The 15437-nt window shown below is 69.0% G+C and carries 16 protein-coding genes; all 16 read left to right on the top strand.

The window, feature by feature from the left end:
• The first annotated feature begins 481 nt into the window (after positions 1-481).
• The 16 genes from D9V36_RS00890 (at position 482) to D9V36_RS00815 (ending at position 15371) form a co-directional block, all read left to right on the top strand.
• On the top strand, positions 482-1378 hold the full coding sequence (locus D9V36_RS00890; RefSeq protein ID WP_129291982.1) for a DUF4097 family beta strand repeat-containing protein: 897 nt from the start codon (positions 482-484) through the stop codon (positions 1376-1378).
• A gap of 998 nt (positions 1379-2376) precedes the next feature.
• Positions 2377-2835, top strand: a complete 459-nt coding sequence (locus D9V36_RS00885) for a hypothetical protein (protein WP_129291981.1) — start codon at positions 2377-2379, stop codon at positions 2833-2835.
• Positions 2836-4020: 1185 nt separating this feature from the next.
• Positions 4021-4404 carry a hypothetical protein gene (locus D9V36_RS00880; RefSeq protein ID WP_129291980.1) on the top strand — a complete coding sequence of 128 codons (384 nt, stop codon included), beginning with the start codon at positions 4021-4023 and terminating at the stop codon, positions 4402-4404.
• Between the two features lie 289 nt (positions 4405-4693).
• Positions 4694-5935, top strand: coding sequence for a hypothetical protein (locus D9V36_RS00875; protein WP_129291979.1), 1242 nt, complete (start codon positions 4694-4696; stop codon positions 5933-5935).
• A 180-nt stretch (positions 5936-6115) separates the two neighbouring features.
• Positions 6116-6739 (top strand): DUF6927 domain-containing protein, encoded by a 624-nt coding sequence (locus D9V36_RS00870; RefSeq protein ID WP_129291978.1) that lies wholly within the window; start codon positions 6116-6118, stop codon positions 6737-6739.
• A gap of 196 nt (positions 6740-6935) precedes the next feature.
• A complete protein-coding gene (locus tag D9V36_RS00865) occupies positions 6936-7418 on the top strand; it encodes a hypothetical protein (RefSeq protein WP_129291977.1) in 483 nt (160 codons plus the stop codon).
• 100 nt (positions 7419-7518) lie between these two features.
• The gene (locus tag D9V36_RS00860; protein ID WP_129291976.1) at positions 7519-7899 is read left to right on the top strand and encodes a hypothetical protein; all 381 of its coding nucleotides are present in this window, start codon (positions 7519-7521) and stop codon (positions 7897-7899) included.
• A gap of 69 nt (positions 7900-7968) precedes the next feature.
• Positions 7969-8187 (top strand): hypothetical protein, encoded by a 219-nt coding sequence (locus D9V36_RS00855; protein ID WP_129291975.1) that lies wholly within the window; start codon positions 7969-7971, stop codon positions 8185-8187.
• A 2-nt stretch (positions 8188-8189) separates the two neighbouring features.
• Positions 8190-8483: a hypothetical protein gene (locus D9V36_RS00850; RefSeq protein ID WP_129291974.1), complete on the top strand. Its 294-nt coding sequence runs from the start codon at positions 8190-8192 to the stop codon at positions 8481-8483.
• A gap of 267 nt (positions 8484-8750) precedes the next feature.
• The gene (locus D9V36_RS00845) at positions 8751-9959 is read left to right on the top strand and encodes a DNA cytosine methyltransferase (RefSeq protein ID WP_129291973.1); all 1209 of its coding nucleotides are present in this window, start codon (positions 8751-8753) and stop codon (positions 9957-9959) included.
• Between the two features lie 171 nt (positions 9960-10130).
• Positions 10131-10466: a hypothetical protein gene (locus D9V36_RS00840; protein ID WP_129291972.1), complete on the top strand. Its 336-nt coding sequence runs from the start codon at positions 10131-10133 to the stop codon at positions 10464-10466.
• Between the two features lie 638 nt (positions 10467-11104).
• Positions 11105-12157, top strand: a complete 1053-nt coding sequence (locus D9V36_RS00835) for a hypothetical protein (RefSeq protein WP_129291971.1) — start codon at positions 11105-11107, stop codon at positions 12155-12157.
• A 156-nt stretch (positions 12158-12313) separates the two neighbouring features.
• Entirely contained in the window at positions 12314-12973 is a 660-nt protein-coding gene (locus D9V36_RS00830; protein WP_129291970.1) for a hypothetical protein, read from the top strand.
• A 189-nt stretch (positions 12974-13162) separates the two neighbouring features.
• Positions 13163-13807 carry a hypothetical protein gene (locus tag D9V36_RS00825; protein WP_129291969.1) on the top strand — a complete coding sequence of 215 codons (645 nt, stop codon included), beginning with the start codon at positions 13163-13165 and terminating at the stop codon, positions 13805-13807.
• Positions 13808-13991: 184 nt separating this feature from the next.
• Entirely contained in the window at positions 13992-14384 is a 393-nt protein-coding gene (locus tag D9V36_RS00820; RefSeq protein WP_129291968.1) for a hypothetical protein, read from the top strand.
• Between the two features lie 339 nt (positions 14385-14723).
• Positions 14724-15371, top strand: coding sequence for a DNA primase (locus D9V36_RS00815; protein ID WP_164992799.1), 648 nt, complete (start codon positions 14724-14726; stop codon positions 15369-15371).
• The last annotated feature ends 66 nt before the right edge of the window (positions 15372-15437 follow it).

Raw genomic sequence — 15437 nt, 5'->3', positions numbered from 1 at the left:
GCCCGCCCCATGCCAATGACACCCCGCACCTGACTTGGCTGCACTCTGGCCGCAGTGGCCCGTTCTGCCGTACCCGGCGCAGGGCGGGCCATTCTGCTGCTCGGCCGCCCACGTTCCCCGGTCGCTGGGGGAGTGATGCGGCCACGTGCCCAACACCCCATGTCCGCCGGCTGGGCGGGACGCGCCAGCTACAGGCTCCGACGGACCGTTTCCCGCGGGGCGGCCCTGTCCGGCAACGGTCCGGGGATCTGCTCCCGCGCCCCGAGACGCCCCGTCGTGCGGCCACCTTCCCCGCAGGCGCCCGCCCAGACTTCCCAGGCCAGGGCGCCAAGCGGGGCCTCGAGTCCCATAGCTGCGGTTGCGTTGCTAACCCCCCGTCCCGCGACGGTCCTCCCGGTCCCGCACCAGGGACCCGCGGCCCCGGCCGGCTACCACGACCGGATCCGGCGGCCGTCGCCCAATACCCACGGGAGACACCGAGATGAGCAACTTCGAGATCGTCAAGCGCCCCGGCGCCCAGCCCAAGAACCAGGCCGGGTCCGCCGAGCGCATCCTGCTCGCCAAGGCGGCCAAGGACGGAGTCGAGCCGCTGCGTACCTTCACCGGCGACGAGCAGCAGCCCGGCCCAGTCCTGGCCAACGTCACCGCGTCCGCCGCCACCGTGTGGGTCGCCGTCGACGAGACCGTCACCGTGCCGATGGTGCGCGTGTACTGCTCCGACCCGGACAGCCCCTACGCGCAGGCCGCCCGCGACACCCACATCCAGCACACCGGCCAGCGGCTCATCGTCACCGTGCCTGCTGTCACGGTGCCGCCGCGGACCGTGCGCTACAGCGGCAGCACGTACGTCTCCGGGGCCGGGAGCACATACTCCTATGGCATGACGTTTTCCAACGGCGTGATGGTCGATGGCGCCACGGCCATCTCCAGCGGCACCATCGTCAACGGACACCGGGGTATCGAGATCGAACTCGTGCTGCCGCACGGCTCCGGCCTGCACAGCGACACCGGCTCCGGCAGCGTCTTCGGCCATGGCCACCTGGCTGCCGCCGTGCTCGACACGACGAGCGGCTCGGCAAACCTGGAGAGTGTGGGCCGTGTAGAGGTTGCGGCGTCCTCCGGATCGGTGGAGATCGGCACGGTCACCGAGTGGGCTGACATCGGCACCTCTTCAGGCTCCGTCAGGGTCCGTCGCCACGCCGGCCACGTCGCCCGAGTACGTGCTTCCTCCGGGTCCGTGGCCCTCACCATCGCCCCCGAGGCCACGGGCAATGTTCAGGTCCGTACCTCGTCCGGATCAGTGACCCTGCACGGCTCGCACCGGTCCGGCATCACCGTCGCCGCCAAGGCGTCCTCCGGATACGTCCGCCGCCTCTGACCCAGCAACGGACCAGCCGCTATCACGCCACGGGCTCACCCCCGCCGTCTCTCGGCCGGGGTGGGCCCGCCGGCATCTCTGGCCCTTCCTCCCACCGCAGCGCAGCCCTTGCTGTATGCCCGGCTTCGCCGCCGTGTGCCACCGCCTTCGAGCGGACCGGCTCCGCTCGTGCAGGTACCGACCCACTCCGATGGGTCGATCGTGTGCGGGACCTGGAGGAGAAGATCGCCGTCCGGCTCAGGAGGTACTCGACGGGCAGGTGCCTGCAGCGGCCTTCCGGCGGGAAGGGGCGGGCTCCGACACCACCACCTTCCCGGCTCGCTGGGGCGCGCCCGGCCCACTGCCGCCCGCTGCTCTCGGCCACGGCCAGCCCCTGGACCCGGCGCGTGAGGAGCCGCCCGGCGCGAACGGGCACGTCGCCCACACCCTGCCGGCTGATGCCAGTGACGTACTCGGTGACCTGGCCCACCAGGTCGAATTGGGCACCGGCCCCGGCGGCCGTCTACCGGACCTGGCAGCGCTCGCTGCCCGCGCCCCTCACCGCCCCGGTCCGGACGACGGCCCACTTCCGCCAGCCGCCCGCACCGCTTCTCCTCGACCGCAACGGCGGCACCGATCGCCATCCCCGATTGGTGGGTAGTCGTGCTCGGGGAACGAAACCTCACCTGGCGGGCGGCAGTGATCCTCAAGCTCCGGGACCGACCGCTTTACGCCTCCGACGGGAGACATGTAGGGCGTATAGCGCGAGCGAGTCATAGAAGGCGTCCTCCTCTGCAGTTGGCATCAGAGTAGCCATCTGGCGCACTGCCCTTCGCCAAGTCAGCGCTGCCCGTGGCCAGGCTGTGTGGTTGCTCGCGCGTCCCGCGTCTGCTGCCGGTGCGAGGTCGCGACCAGTCGGCCTGCTTCGGACCGCCGGGGCCCTGCCCCCGCCCGAGACGGGGCCAGGAGCGGGCCTGGGCTCGTCTTCGGGTTCGGCGGCGTGTGGAAGACTTTGAGGTGTGCCCACAACTTCCTCCCAGTTCGAAGACGCCCGCATCATCGCGAAGGGGATTCGCCTCGGCGGCTCCTCCGAGATCGTCGCTGCTGTGGAGGCAGCAGGCGCGAGCGGCCCGCTGACCCCCGGCCGGATCGAGCAACTGGCACACCCGGCTTGGGACCGGGCCGAGTTCGAGGAGCGGAGTAGGCCGACGTCGCCCCCCGGCGCGGAGCAGGTCGGTATGGCACTCCTATACAGGGTGGACCAGGCTGCCATCCCTGGGGATGCTCCCTCGTGGGTGTTGGCCACACAGTGGTGCGGATGGCTGCCCGGAACGTACGCGAGTCGCGAAGCGGCACTCCTGGCGTACGGGTACGTCCTGGGCACTGAGGGCAGCGACAGGCTGGAGGAACTACGCGACTGCACCAGGCCGCACCCCATCAGGCCAGCAGATCTGATCGCCTACTTCGAGCGCTCGTGAGCAAAAGCGAAGGGCTCCCTTGGGGCGAGGTGTAGGGGCAAGCAGCCGGAGCGGATAGGCAGAGTCCGCGCCCGGCTGCGGTCCGGGAGCCGCCAAGAGGTGAGGATGTTCCCGACGGTGGAGACGTCGGCTGGTGAGGATGAGCCTTGCCGAGCGGTTGCGCGAGTCGGAGGTTCGGCCTGGCTGTCGCTGGCTGGGCTGTCGCCGGGCGTCGGAGGCGGGCAGGAGCGCACAGGGATGGTAGGCGCGGGAACCGGCGCTGATCACGCATGCGCCGGATCATCCTGATGAGTTCGATGACGGCCAGGCTCAGCTGGGAGACGGCGAGCTCCGCCACCGCGGCAGAAGCCAGGGAGGGCCGGGCGCTGCTCGGGCCAACGACCGGGAGGTGCCGACGGAGCTGTACCGCAGCCTGTAGATGGCTGGAGTTGGCGGAAGCGGTTCCAGCCGTATCCTGTGCGTGCGACGATGCAGGATACGAAGCCTGTTCCCCGCGCCCGCGGGGATGAGTTGGGGGCCGTGTCGCAGCCGCCTGTCGCTGACATCGCCGACCGGACGGGGTCGGCTGCAGGCCGGGGACCTCGCTGCGGCACGGCGCCTGTTCACCGCGGGTGCCTGCGAGCGCCTGCATCAGGTGCTCCGGAGCTGCTGATCGCCGTAGACGGTGCCGGGCCAGGCCGGTGGAAGCCAGCCGCGGGGCCTGGGTGTCGGGACGTGGTGGGTGCTCGTCTCCAGCCGACGGTCAAATGGGGGGTCATCTGGGCATTGGGCGACGTCGCGGGACAGACCGGCATCGCGGCGCGCCGCTCGGGCGATCCGGTACTTGCTGGCCGCGGCGACACCGTCCGCTGCAAGCCCGCTGCGCAGTGCTGGCCGCGCCGGTCAGGCCCCGCGGCTGCTTTGTCAGGCGCACACCAGCTGGCTGCCGCTGAGGTCAGTGAGGACCGTCACACCCGGTACGGCGACTGACCCACATCACCCCCGCTGCCCGTACCAGTGACCCGATGTGTGCCACTGCGCGCCACCCCGGAACCGCAGGCCAGCCGCCGCTTCCTGCATCCACGCTACGCCGGGCCTACGCCGCCCCACCACCCTGTGGCTCATTGCCCGGCTAACCCCCACGCCCGCCATCATCGTGCTCCCCGGCCACGCCGCACGGCCTGCAACCGCCACGAAGAAGGAAGCATGACCAATACCCCAGAGCTCATCGCACTATTCGACGGCACCTGCGTCCGCATCCGCGTGGACCGCGACCGCCACGAAACCCGCGTGGCCATCGCCGACCGCCGTGACACGGACGGCCCAGTCCTGACGGTCGCACAGTTCAACCCCTCCTGCGGCGACGGGCAGGTCCCGGCCGGCTGGATCGTCTCCAGGGCAAGCAGCGACCACTACAGCGAACCGATCACCAGCGAGTACGAGGCTCTGAAGCTCCTGGACGTGGCCACCCGAGCCGAACAGCGGCTGCGCCGCACCTACCCCAACATCTACCCGGATGTTCCGCCCGCGGCTCGCGCCCGGATCTGCCGCGATTACCCCGAGCTGCGCCGCCTCAACCAGAGCGGCTGAAGCACACCGCCCAAACCGACGCGGCAACCCACATCGACTGCTCAGGTCCTCGCCGACCGGCACGGCCGCACACCGCTGTATCCAACAACCGCCCACGACTTGCGTTTCCTTCGGGCCCGCCCTCGCCATCGCCGGCGGGGACGGGCCCGCCACGCGTCTTCCCGCCCGCAGCCCGACGGTATTCGTGCTGTTTGCACAGCTTGCCTCGCCCGCGGCCACGGTCTCGACCACCGGACCGCAGCACCCCCGCTGCCCGGTGTCCGGACCCACCACCACGTGAGGACATGACGTGCCCGCAAGCAACCTCAACTACGACCGAACCAGCACCGCAGGCAAGGCCATCGCCCGGCTGTTCCGCAGTCTTCATGGGCTCGGCGCCGATTGGCCCGGCGCCGATGTCACCCAGATTGTCAGCAGTTGGCTGGCTGAGCTGCGCATCGACCCCGACGGCCCTGCTTGGCAGGCCGATGCCATCCTGCCCGACGTCGTCTCACCCAGTGTCGACCCCTGCACCATCACCGAACTCCTCGACAAGGAGCCTGACTTCACCCGCCGGAGCGGCCACGCCCGTCAGGGTGGCTTCTACGCTACCTATGATGAACCCAGCTTCTTCGACGACCAGGACGACGGCGACGAACTCGTCATCGTGGTTTTCCCCTATGGCACCGTTACTCACCTGCGCACTGCTGTCGCCGTACTGCGCCGCGCGGGATACACCGCCACAGCTCACGACGTCGACCCGCGCGGCTACGCCATCCACGTGCGCTCCGGCATCGTCTACAACCTCCCTGATGACGCCCCGGTCTCGGACCGAGCCAACCGCCTGCTGTGGGCTGCTGGATTCCCCTGCGCCGACAGTCTCCACACAGCGGAGCTCCCCTCGCACACCACGCCCACTCCGGTCCAGTGGCGGCCCGACTGGCACCAGATTGACGTGATCAGCTCCCACACGACCGATGGCCGTAGGCAGGAGACCACACGAGCCATCCGCTCCACCCTTACCGCCGCTGGCTGGCGCGTCGACGAACGCGGCCCCGAGACCCTGCACATCACCCCACTCGACGTCGCAAGCACGGACAGTAGCGGTGCGACGGATGCGGGCAGTGAGTCGCCCTGGCAGCACGGCGACGTCGTCCTCGATGCCGCGGGCAGGGTATGGACACGCGCGTCCGCACACGATGAGGACCAGGGCTGGCCGTGGGCGAGGGGGGCCGAGACCACCCGCACCGTCCAGGGGCGTCCGTGCTGCACGAAGGGCGGCAGCACTGAGGAAGCCCCCGCCCGACCTCTGACACTGCTGGTCCGCAACGGCGGGGCCTGCCTGGCCAACGAGCAGCTGGCCGCGCCAGAGTTCACGTGCCATCGACCGGTCCCGGCCGACGTCATCGAAAGCATCCACGGCCTGCTCGCCTACAACTGGGACGACGAGAAGCGCGACTACTACGAGCAGGACCCCACTGACCGTGCTGGGCACGTCTTCATCCACCTGCAGCGCATCAGTGACTACCTGGACCTCCACCAGTCCACCTGAGCAACCCCATCCATAAGCCCCGGTCCTCTTCCCCGGCACCAACCGGGGAAGAGGACCGCACCCCTACTACCACCACTGGCCGGCCGCGCGGCCTTGCCTTGTGCCGCTTGCTCGCTGCCCGCTCACTCTCCTGCCACGATCGGGTAACGGGCCCGGTCCTGGACTGAAAGGTGGCCCCACATGGGCTGGTCCTTCTACCACCGTGCTCCCGGCGTCGAGACCAACGCCGCGCACTTCACCCGGAAACTCGGCGACCGGTACGAGATCATCGCCCACGGCACGGTGGAGACTGTCTTCTACGCCGCCATCCGCTCCCACAAGACCGGCACCGTATCCGCGTACGTCGCACTGACCCGTTGGAAACACGACAGGACCCACAACTTCGGCTACACGGCCATGGACGAAACCTGCCTCCCGGCCGCCCATAAAGCCCCCAAGGCCGTTCTCGACGCCCTCACGCCGACAACGCACCAGGACGCTCTGGCCTGGCGGGCCAACTGCGTTCGCTACCACGACCAGCACGCCTTCCTGCGCCAACAGCTCAAGCCGGGCATGAGAATCCGTCTCACCCACCCGCTGCGCTGTGCCGACAACATCCGCCGCGACGCCTTCACCTACGGCTGGACCGGTGGCCGCAAACAGGGCCGCCTGACCGACGGCCCCCGCCGCTTCCCCATGCCCAACTGGCGCGAGCTCGTCGCCGCACTCATCCACCCCGACGGCAGCGAGACCCTCACCCCCGTCGGCAAGCACCAGACCACCCATCACCGGTCGTCCCCGGCCCCCCACTCCGAGCAGCGGTGAAAGCCGACGCCACAACCACCATCCACTGAAACCCCGCGCCCGCCCCGCACCACCAGGGGCGGGCTCGCGCGCATGCCCGTTGCGCGAGTTGCTCAGTGTCCCGGCAGGGTGCCGCCAACGGCCCGTCCCGGGACTCCTGTTGCCTCCCGGGCCCGAATTCTTCAGCCCAGCGACCTCTACCTTTTGGGAGACCTCTATGCCTGCCACCCGTGACGACGAGCGTTCCGCGATGTTCCGGCCACTCACCGATCCGTCCGAGGCGGTGTTCGCGGCGTACTCCGTGACCGCGTCACCCGCCGGGCATTTGAACCCTGGCACCCCCAACACGCGTCCGATGTCAGGCGCGCTGCTGCGAGCCATGCTGATCAACGCCCAGGAGTGCGGCGGTGCGCTCGCTCTGGACGACCTGAGCAAAACCGTGGCCTTCACCTACGCGTCCGGGACGTTCCACGTGATGGTGCAGGAAGCCCGGCCTCTCCCCACACCCCGCACGGCGACGTGCGGGGAATGCGGCCAGTGGAAGACCGAACACCGCAACCCCAACGTGACGGCATGCGACAAGTTCGACATCGAGCCGCGGCCGGACACCCCCTCGAACTCCCGGTGTCGCGCGTGCTGCCAGCCGCTCTTGCATCACGGCCGCAGCTACACCGTCGCGTGCTCCTCCTTCAGGAAGTAGCTGCCCGTGCGACCGCAGGCTTGACGCTGAGGCGACCGTCCACCGGCCCACGCACCGCCCCCGCCCGACTGTCCGTCCGACCGGCACCACCGACCCACCCATGGAAGAACGCACCGACATGCCCAGCGACCCCACCGCCGTGGACCCGTACGGCTGCGGCTGCACTGAATGCCTCACTGGCGAGTACATCCCCCTGGAGCGGGCCACCGAGGTCCACATTGCCGACATGCTCGCCGGACGCCTACGCAACCACACGGGCACCACGTTCCACCTCACCGCCGACTACACCATCGAGCCCAACACCACTCTCCCGGAACTCACCCCGGAACGCTTGACCATCACCTGCCCCGACCATGAGCTGACCTGGACCCTCGCAACTCCCCGACACCGGCCCCTAGAAGACCACCACCGAGCGGGCCCATCCCTGGAGTACAGCGACGGGTCCGCTCGGGTGGTGCCACGTCACCGTTTGCCCAGCTAACCCCCACCTCGGTGACCGTCCCTCCCGTCCGGCCCGCATCACGGGCCCGCCCCCAGGAAAGAGACACCGGTGTTCCACGCCCACAAAGCCCTACACGTCGTCCACGAGGCATTCACCACCTCCGGCACCATCAACCACCCCTACCCGCCCCTGATGGCCTCCACTTCCTCGTTGGCCGCCCGCGACCACCAAGGCAACGGACGCATGCCGGCGCTGGAGATGGTCGCCGGGCACGACCAGGAATGCCTTCATGCATTCGTGCGCGCGGCAGCCCCCACGGAGGCATAGCCATGTCGAACGCGACAGAACGGGGCCGCCTCGGAGACACCTTGATGCGGGAGTTCGCCCAGTACGCGACAGCACTGGCCGAGGCCGGATTCAACTGGGCGACTGCGTGGCCCACAGACAAGTGGCTACCGGGTTCCCGGCTTTTCTGGCTGCACGGCAGGTTCCTCCTTGCCCGGGAGTGCGCGAACTTGATCGGACACTCCTTCGACGACGAGGAGATCACCCAGTTCCATCGCGAGCACCTGGCCTACGTTGCCATGTTCCCGAGCGGGCCGCCGTCCCTGAACGGTGGATGAACACCGCTCGGCTCACCCAGATGCCTCGGCCTCGGCCCGCAATTGCGCGGGCCGGGGCGGTTCTGCGCCCAGCCAAGGGGGGCGCCCTCGTCCGCCGAAGTCCCGGCCCGCCGATCCGCCGACTGACGCTAGCCCCGGCGCCCGCTGCGGCCTCGCCCGGCCACATACCTTGCCGCCTTAGCCCTGCCGAAACGCACTGTCCCGTCATCGCCCGGTCACTCCTGCCCGGCGCCCACCACCCCTCTCCTCTGGAAGGGAAAACGCGCGATGACGGCCCCGTTCAGCGCCCACACCTCGGTCCACTTCTTCACCGGCGGCTGTGGAGACATGTGTGGCTTCACCCAGGCCGGGTTCATGTCCCTGTACGCCGCGAACCACCATCCGGCTAGTGTCTGGACCGCCCGCGTCAACTGGAATGGCCTGTTCGTCAAGGAAGCCGATCTGCAGAGCGTCGACATGCGCACGGTGCCCCCTGCGCAAGTCCTGGTCGCGTCCCCGATCTGCACCGAGGCCTCCCCGAACAGCGGCAAGACCGCCCCCCGCACACCGGTCGAGCTCGACGAGAACGGCCGCCCCAAGCCCGGCCCGGACTGGCCTCAGACCCGCATCACCATGTGGGAGCCCGTCCGCTACGCCGAGGTCCACCGCCCCCTCGCCTACGTCGGCGAGAACGTCCCCGCCTTCGGCAACTCCCCGCTCTTTAAGGCCTGGCTCCACGTCTGGGACGCCCTCGGCTACACGCCCACCCTCGCCTCGGTCAACGCCGCCCACCTCAAGGTCGACGGAATGCGGCCTCTGCCGCAATCCCGCGACCGACTGGTGTGGTGCTTCTTGCGCAACGATGTCGCCCAGAAGCCCGACCTACGGCCAACCTGCGACGCGAAGTGCCCCACCTGCGGCCCCGTCGAGGGCGTGCAGCACTGGAAGAAGAACCCCGACTTCCCGGTAGGGGAGTACGGCCGCAACCGCCAGTACCACTACGTGTGCCCGGACCGACGCTGCGGCGCCCGCGTCGAGCCCATCACCCGCGGCATCGGCGACGTCATCGACCCCACCGTGTCCGGAGACCGGTTCGGAGACGGCTACTTCAAGGGCAGGCAGCGCACCACACGCACCGCATACGAGCAGGCCACCCGCGACCGAGTCGCCGCCGGACTGGAGAGGTACCGTGGCAAGCCGTTCATCGTCACCCTGCGCAACCACTGCTCGGCCAGCTCCCTGGACGACCCCATCGGCACCCTGTCGGCCCAAGGCGGAGGCCACCACTACCTCGCACGCCCCACCGCCGACCTGACCGTCGACGAATGCGAGTACCGGCCCCTGACGATCCGGGAAAAGGCCCGCTGCCAGGGCTTCCCCGACGACCACGAATTCGCCGGAACCGAGAAGGACCAGCGCCTCCAGGTCGGCAACGCCGTTCCGGTCAACGTCGCATTCTGGCTCGCGCAGCGCGTCAAGGCCGTCCTTCCCCACTGACCTGACCCGCCCCCCACCAAGGCACTCCTCACTGCCCCCGGCCACCGCCGGGGGCAGCTGCCTGCACCGCACCCCGCTGGCTGCCCTCCGCATGGTTGCCGACCTAACCCGGTGGCAGGACATCATCAGCGCCATCCACCACACCTACCCGCCTTCACGTCTGGAGCCGCCTTGACCATCGACAACCGAAGCAACCCGCCCGGCCTGGATCAGTACCCCACACACGTCCAGGAGGTGATCCGCTCCGAAGCTGAAATCTGGAGGTACGGCGATATCGCTTCCGCGCTCCGTTCCTTCGAAGAAGACATCGAATGGGCACGCCGCCTGAACCAGGAACAGCGCAGCTACCACAAGAGCGGCTACTGGTACTCCAACCAGAACATGGCGTACGCCGCAGTCAGCCTGGTGCAGCAGGAATGCCACGACGACCCCGACTGCGACAGCCACCTATGTCCAACTGGCACCGACTGCCATCCGGCGCCAACCGCACAGTCCACAGCGCCCTGACGCCTACGCTGCGAGTGCGCCCCTGAATCCCTCAATCCCAAACCGGGAGCCAGGGGCGTTCCGCATCTCCCGCCCGCCCTGCCCAGCAGCCCAACCGCTGGCGCCCCCACCTCCGGTCATGGCCCTTACCCCGCCCTGCTCGCCGGCACCATACGAGGCCAGCCAGAACACCCGGGCGAATTCCCCCTCGTGCGTCGAATGCGCGACCAACTCCAGCCCCGGGGAACGCACGTTACGCGCAGTCCCTCCCTTTGCCGCGCATCGTGCGGCCCGGATCAGTCACGACCGACCGCCAAGGTGCCGCTGACAGCCGTCCGTGCTCCGTGAGCCCGTCCCGCGCCCGCCACGAGGCGCTCGATCAGCCGCACTGTGCCACCTGCCGAAAGGGACACCCGATGCCCCGGCCCACTTGCCAGGGGCAGCTTGCCGTCGCACGACCGGCCATCACTGCCCGTCAGACGCCCACCCAACTCCGACAGAGAGAGACGTTGCGGAGGTAACCCGGCCCCGCCGCACGGTGGGTCAGGAGACATAGCACCGACTCCACTCCCTCCTCTGCGCCGAGTGGCACCGGCCGCAGCAGCCGCCTCTCAGCGGCATCTCGTGACCGCCCCTGACCCGAGACAGGAACACCTCTAATGAACCCGTACAGCTACACCGACCCACACAACCACCGCATGCAGTTTCTCGCCACCACACTCCCTCGCGGGCCGTATGTGTCTTGCGAGGCCGAGAACCTGGCTCTGGGGGGCGACACGGTGATCGTGAGCCTGCCCGCCGGAAAGGCCCGCGCCTTGGCCGACCACCTCGACAAGCTGGCCGTCTACGAGTTCATCGACGTGTCCCGCAACATGCTCAGGGCCGAGCCTGCCCACGATTGGACCCGATTCACGTTCGTCGGCGACATGCGTCAGGACGACGGACCATCCGGGACAGTGCCGGTCGTTGTTCTCACAGGCCGCCTGCCCGCAGTAGCCCGCGCGCTCAGGGCCCAGGCCGAACGCGCCGAGCACGAGCAGTACGCTGCCGAGAACCGATCACAGCACTGTGCTGGCGCTGCGATCAACCACGACGAGACCGGCGTATGCGACCACAGCCCCGCCGAGGAGGAGGCCTGCCCCACGGACTTCTCCGCCCTCCTCGCACATGTTGCTGCCCAGCTCCCCACCGAAGACGTCGACTCGATCGACTCGATCGCTGTCACCGTCCTCGCCGAGACTCTGCTCGGTGAGGACCGACCCACCGACGAGCGGCAGGCCACGGTTGCGGCCCGGTACCTATTCGCCCACCATACCCGCGAGCTTGCCGATGTGCTGGGTGCGAAGGCAGGCCGCCACGGTGCGCCGACTTACGACTACGAGCTCGGCCCCGGTATGCACGCCGCAGCAGAGCAGCTTGCCGAGTACGCCGACCGGCTCGACGGAGGGAAGCGCCCCAAGCCAGTCTCCGACGTAAGCCGAGTGCGACCCCAAGCCGGGCACCGTGCACCCCGACAGCCCTTCCCACGCCTGGTCGATGCCGCAGCTCAGTTCGCCGCCGTGTGGAGCCACCAGGACACCGCAAACGCCACCGCGCCCACCCTGCGGTGCGTCGAGCTTGACGCACTGATCGGAGTGCTGCGGGCCGCCGGCGCGATAGACACAGCCATCGCGTGGTGGATGGACGCACGCCGACGCGCATCGGAGCACTAGGCCACACGCGCCGCCCGGCGCCGAGCCCTCTTCGACCGCTGAAGATCCAGTGTTGCGGGGCTAACTCAGCATCCGACCAGAGTCGGTGCACCCGGGCCGCTCCCATGGCAGTCCGGCCCGCAGCACTCAGCTCGCCCGCTACTGAAAGGCAGCACTATGGGCTACACCCTCTACCGCAACCGTACGAAGCCCTCCGAGACCGACCAGGAGATGTGGGACAGCCCGCTCAACTCCTACCTGCGCGAGCACCAGATGGGCCACGCCGGGACGCACACCACCCTGCCGGAGATGATCCGTCACGTGGAGGCGATCGGCGCCATCTGGTGGGACTACACCACCCCGGCCCCCGCCAAGCTCGGCGTCATCACCGCCAAGAACGGCGGCATCCTGCCTCGCTCCTGGAGCCCACTGATCGACAGCCGGGAGATGTTCACCACGTGCGCCATCGAGACCCTGCGCTCCTGGCACGCAGAACTGGCCACCGACCAGACCCGACGCGATCTCTACGGCTCCCACCACGCCGATCTGCTGGTCTCCTCGTTCTCCTTCGCCGAATTCCACCTCGACAAGGCAGTGGCCAACTGCCCCTACATCGATGGACGCATACGCCAGCTGCCCGCCAACACCGTCGTCGCGCAGTTCCGCATCGCCGACGTGCCCAACTGGTCGCCCCCAGACCACTTCGGCGGCACCCCCCACGCCAAGCCCGAAACCCGCCGGACGACCGTCGACTACTTCCGTCAGGCCAGTGCCATCAAGCAGGGCTGGAAGAACGCGGCCGACGCCGCTCCGAAGGAGCGCTCCACCACCGCCTGACGCCCCGCCCCAAGCCCCCGGCCCCGTCCCTACGGTGCCGGGGCCGCCGCGTACCGCGTCCCCGCGCCCCTGCCCTCCGACGTCGCGCCCTACTCGGGATTGCCTGGCTTGCCTGCCGAACCCCGAAGCTGCCCCCGGCGTCCGGCACCCCGCCCCGCCTCTACCTGCACCGAAGGAATCCCCGTTCCCATGCTGACCCCGCCGCCAGACACGTATCCCGGCTGTACCTGGGCCGACCAACTGGTCACCGCCCCCGTCTACCGGCCCGGCCTGCCCGCCCAGATCGGCACCGCAGCCACCGTCGAGCCGCGTACCGGACTGACCACCCGCTACAAGGTCACCGCCTACGACCCGCACGCCCGTACCGTCACCGTCCTGCCCGACGTGAAGGAGGACCGCGCCGGCGTAGTACGCCCCCTCCCCGACGCCGAGCGCGACGGCCCCCTCATCCTGCACCTGGACGATGTCGACGACCTGCGCCTCATCCACCGCCGTCACCGCGACGACACCAGCGCCCTGCACACCAACCACTGCCGCCACGCCATCGAGACGGCGTTCACCGCCGGCGGAGACCGGGGCGTTCCCGGCCCTCGCCGTGTGTACCGATTCAGGATGCAGACCACGGAGGGGCGCACCTACCGATTCCTGGCCCGTGCCTCCTCCCAGTCGAAGGCATACGACTTGGCACACGTCTGGTGGCAGGGCACACCGAGCCCGAGCGGGTGGACTGGCGGTCGGCTGGAGGACGGTGACCGCATCGGCTCCCTCGTCTGTGAGGGTGCCCGCGACATGCCAGTGTGGCCCTACCCCGACCCGATCGCCGACCCCGTCTAACTGTCAATGGCCTCTGGCACCTGAGTGATGCCAGGGGCCACGACGTTGCCCTCGGGATCACACCAACCAAACACGTGCCGTCCCGCCGCTGCTTGCCCGGCTAACCAGCCCGCCACGAAGGTGCCCGTACCGCGCCCGCACACCGGCCCACCTATCTCTCTCCCCGCGGAAGGCGAGTCTGCTGATGTTCAAGTCCACGTTTCACGTCCACGAGTTCACCACCCAACGCGAGCCCCTCACCTCCGTCCCGGCCGACGACTACCAGGAGCCCGCAGTCGACGATCCGCACAGCCCCACCCGCATCAGCGTCTACGCCAGCGACAGGACGGCTGCCGCGCTGCGGACCGCCCAGCGTCACCTGACCCTCCTGCACGCCCGCCGGGCCTACACGGAACCTGGCTCCGTCACTCGTACCGCCGCCGACGTCGTGTACGCGGAGGCACGCCACCGCGCCGAGACCCTCATGCCCAACCAGCGGCACGAAGAGAGCCTGTGCGCTATCCACAGCGAGGACGACGCACTGCGGATGGATGCCCTGACCGACGTCATGCACGGGCACGGCGAACTCCCGTTCTGACCTGCCTCGTTAGGCCGGCGCCGATGGGGTCCGGCGACTGTCCGACCACCCAACGCATTTGCACGCCACCGCGCCTGCAGCCTCTGGCGACGGCTGCCTTCCCATCTGGCGGGAGGAGCCGTCCGATTCCGGACCCCTCCGGAGGGACGGGAACGGAGGCGCGGCCCCGGCGAGGCTTTGTCGCGGCAGGCTCGCAAGGGCCTGGTTCTATCCCGCTCCACCTGATCTAAAGGAGTTTGATCTGATGACACGAACACGTGGCACAGTCGCTGTCACCAAGAACTCGGGCAAGTCCCTCCGCCATCACCACAGTGTCGACTGCATGGAGGTGACCACATCGTGACCGTTCCGCCCCAGGTGCCCGGCGGCGGAAGGTCGCCGGCTCGGCGCCGAAGCCCGGCACCCGAGCTGCCTACGGTTTTGCCCGGCGAAGACCGAGGCTTTGGGCAGTCGCTGTTCGTCGACCTGGTGCCCCGCTCGTGCTGGTTCACCAACGTGCGCTCTTGTGTTGCCAGGAAGGACTGGGACCGTCTCAGGCGGATGATCTATGGCAGGGCTGACAATCGTTGCGAAGTCTGCGGTGCGACTCCTGGTGCGTCAGGTAAACCGAGGCTGGAGGCCCACGAACGCTGGGACTTCGACGAAGCCACGCGTACACAGACGCTGAAGCGGCTCATCTGCCTCTGCTCGAATTGCCACATGGTGACCCACTTCGGGTTCGCCCAGGTGCGCGGCTTGGAAGGCCGGGCCTTCGCACACCTGCTGAAGGTCACAGGCATGACCGAGCGGCAAGGCCGACAGCACGTTCAGTCTGCCTTCCTGACATGGCAGCAGCGCTCGACCCACCGTTGGGAGTTGGACCTCAGCATTCTGACCACGGCAGGTATCACGCTCGCCCCGCCGCCGTCCGCGAACGACCGGGCTGTCACAGCCGAGCAGACCCTCAAGTCACGCACTGGCATGAGGTCCTCGGAGCAGCACAGCTGACCGCGCCATCCTGCCCCCGTCACCCTCCCCGTGGTGGCGGGGGCGCCGCACGCCCACAGGTCATGA

Source organism: Streptomyces lydicus (assembly GCF_004125265.1).
GTDB lineage: Bacteria > Actinomycetota > Actinomycetes > Streptomycetales > Streptomycetaceae > Streptomyces > Streptomyces lydicus_C.
This window is presented reverse-complemented; position numbering and strand designations above follow the sequence as displayed.

Excerpts from the sequence above, each read along its gene's own strand:
- D9V36_RS00865 (WP_129291977.1), top strand. The coding sequence starts at position 6,936 with ATGCCTGCCACCCGTGACGACGAGCGTTCCGCGATGTTCCGGCCACTC.
- D9V36_RS00880 (WP_129291980.1), top strand. The coding sequence starts at position 4,021 with ATGACCAATACCCCAGAGCTCATCGCACTATTCGACGGCACCTGCGTC.
- D9V36_RS00825 (WP_129291969.1), top strand. The coding sequence starts at position 13,163 with ATGCTGACCCCGCCGCCAGACACGTATCCCGGCTGTACCTGGGCCGAC.
- D9V36_RS00890 (WP_129291982.1), top strand. The coding sequence starts at position 482 with ATGAGCAACTTCGAGATCGTCAAGCGCCCCGGCGCCCAGCCCAAGAAC.
- D9V36_RS00870 (WP_129291978.1), top strand. The coding sequence starts at position 6,116 with ATGGGCTGGTCCTTCTACCACCGTGCTCCCGGCGTCGAGACCAACGCC.
- D9V36_RS00850 (WP_129291974.1), top strand. The coding sequence starts at position 8,190 with ATGTCGAACGCGACAGAACGGGGCCGCCTCGGAGACACCTTGATGCGG.
- D9V36_RS00845 (WP_129291973.1), top strand. The coding sequence starts at position 8,751 with ATGACGGCCCCGTTCAGCGCCCACACCTCGGTCCACTTCTTCACCGGC.
- D9V36_RS00820 (WP_129291968.1), top strand. The coding sequence starts at position 13,992 with ATGTTCAAGTCCACGTTTCACGTCCACGAGTTCACCACCCAACGCGAG.
- D9V36_RS00835 (WP_129291971.1), top strand. The coding sequence starts at position 11,105 with ATGAACCCGTACAGCTACACCGACCCACACAACCACCGCATGCAGTTT.
- D9V36_RS00830 (WP_129291970.1), top strand. The coding sequence starts at position 12,314 with ATGGGCTACACCCTCTACCGCAACCGTACGAAGCCCTCCGAGACCGAC.
- D9V36_RS00860 (WP_129291976.1), top strand. The coding sequence starts at position 7,519 with ATGGAAGAACGCACCGACATGCCCAGCGACCCCACCGCCGTGGACCCG.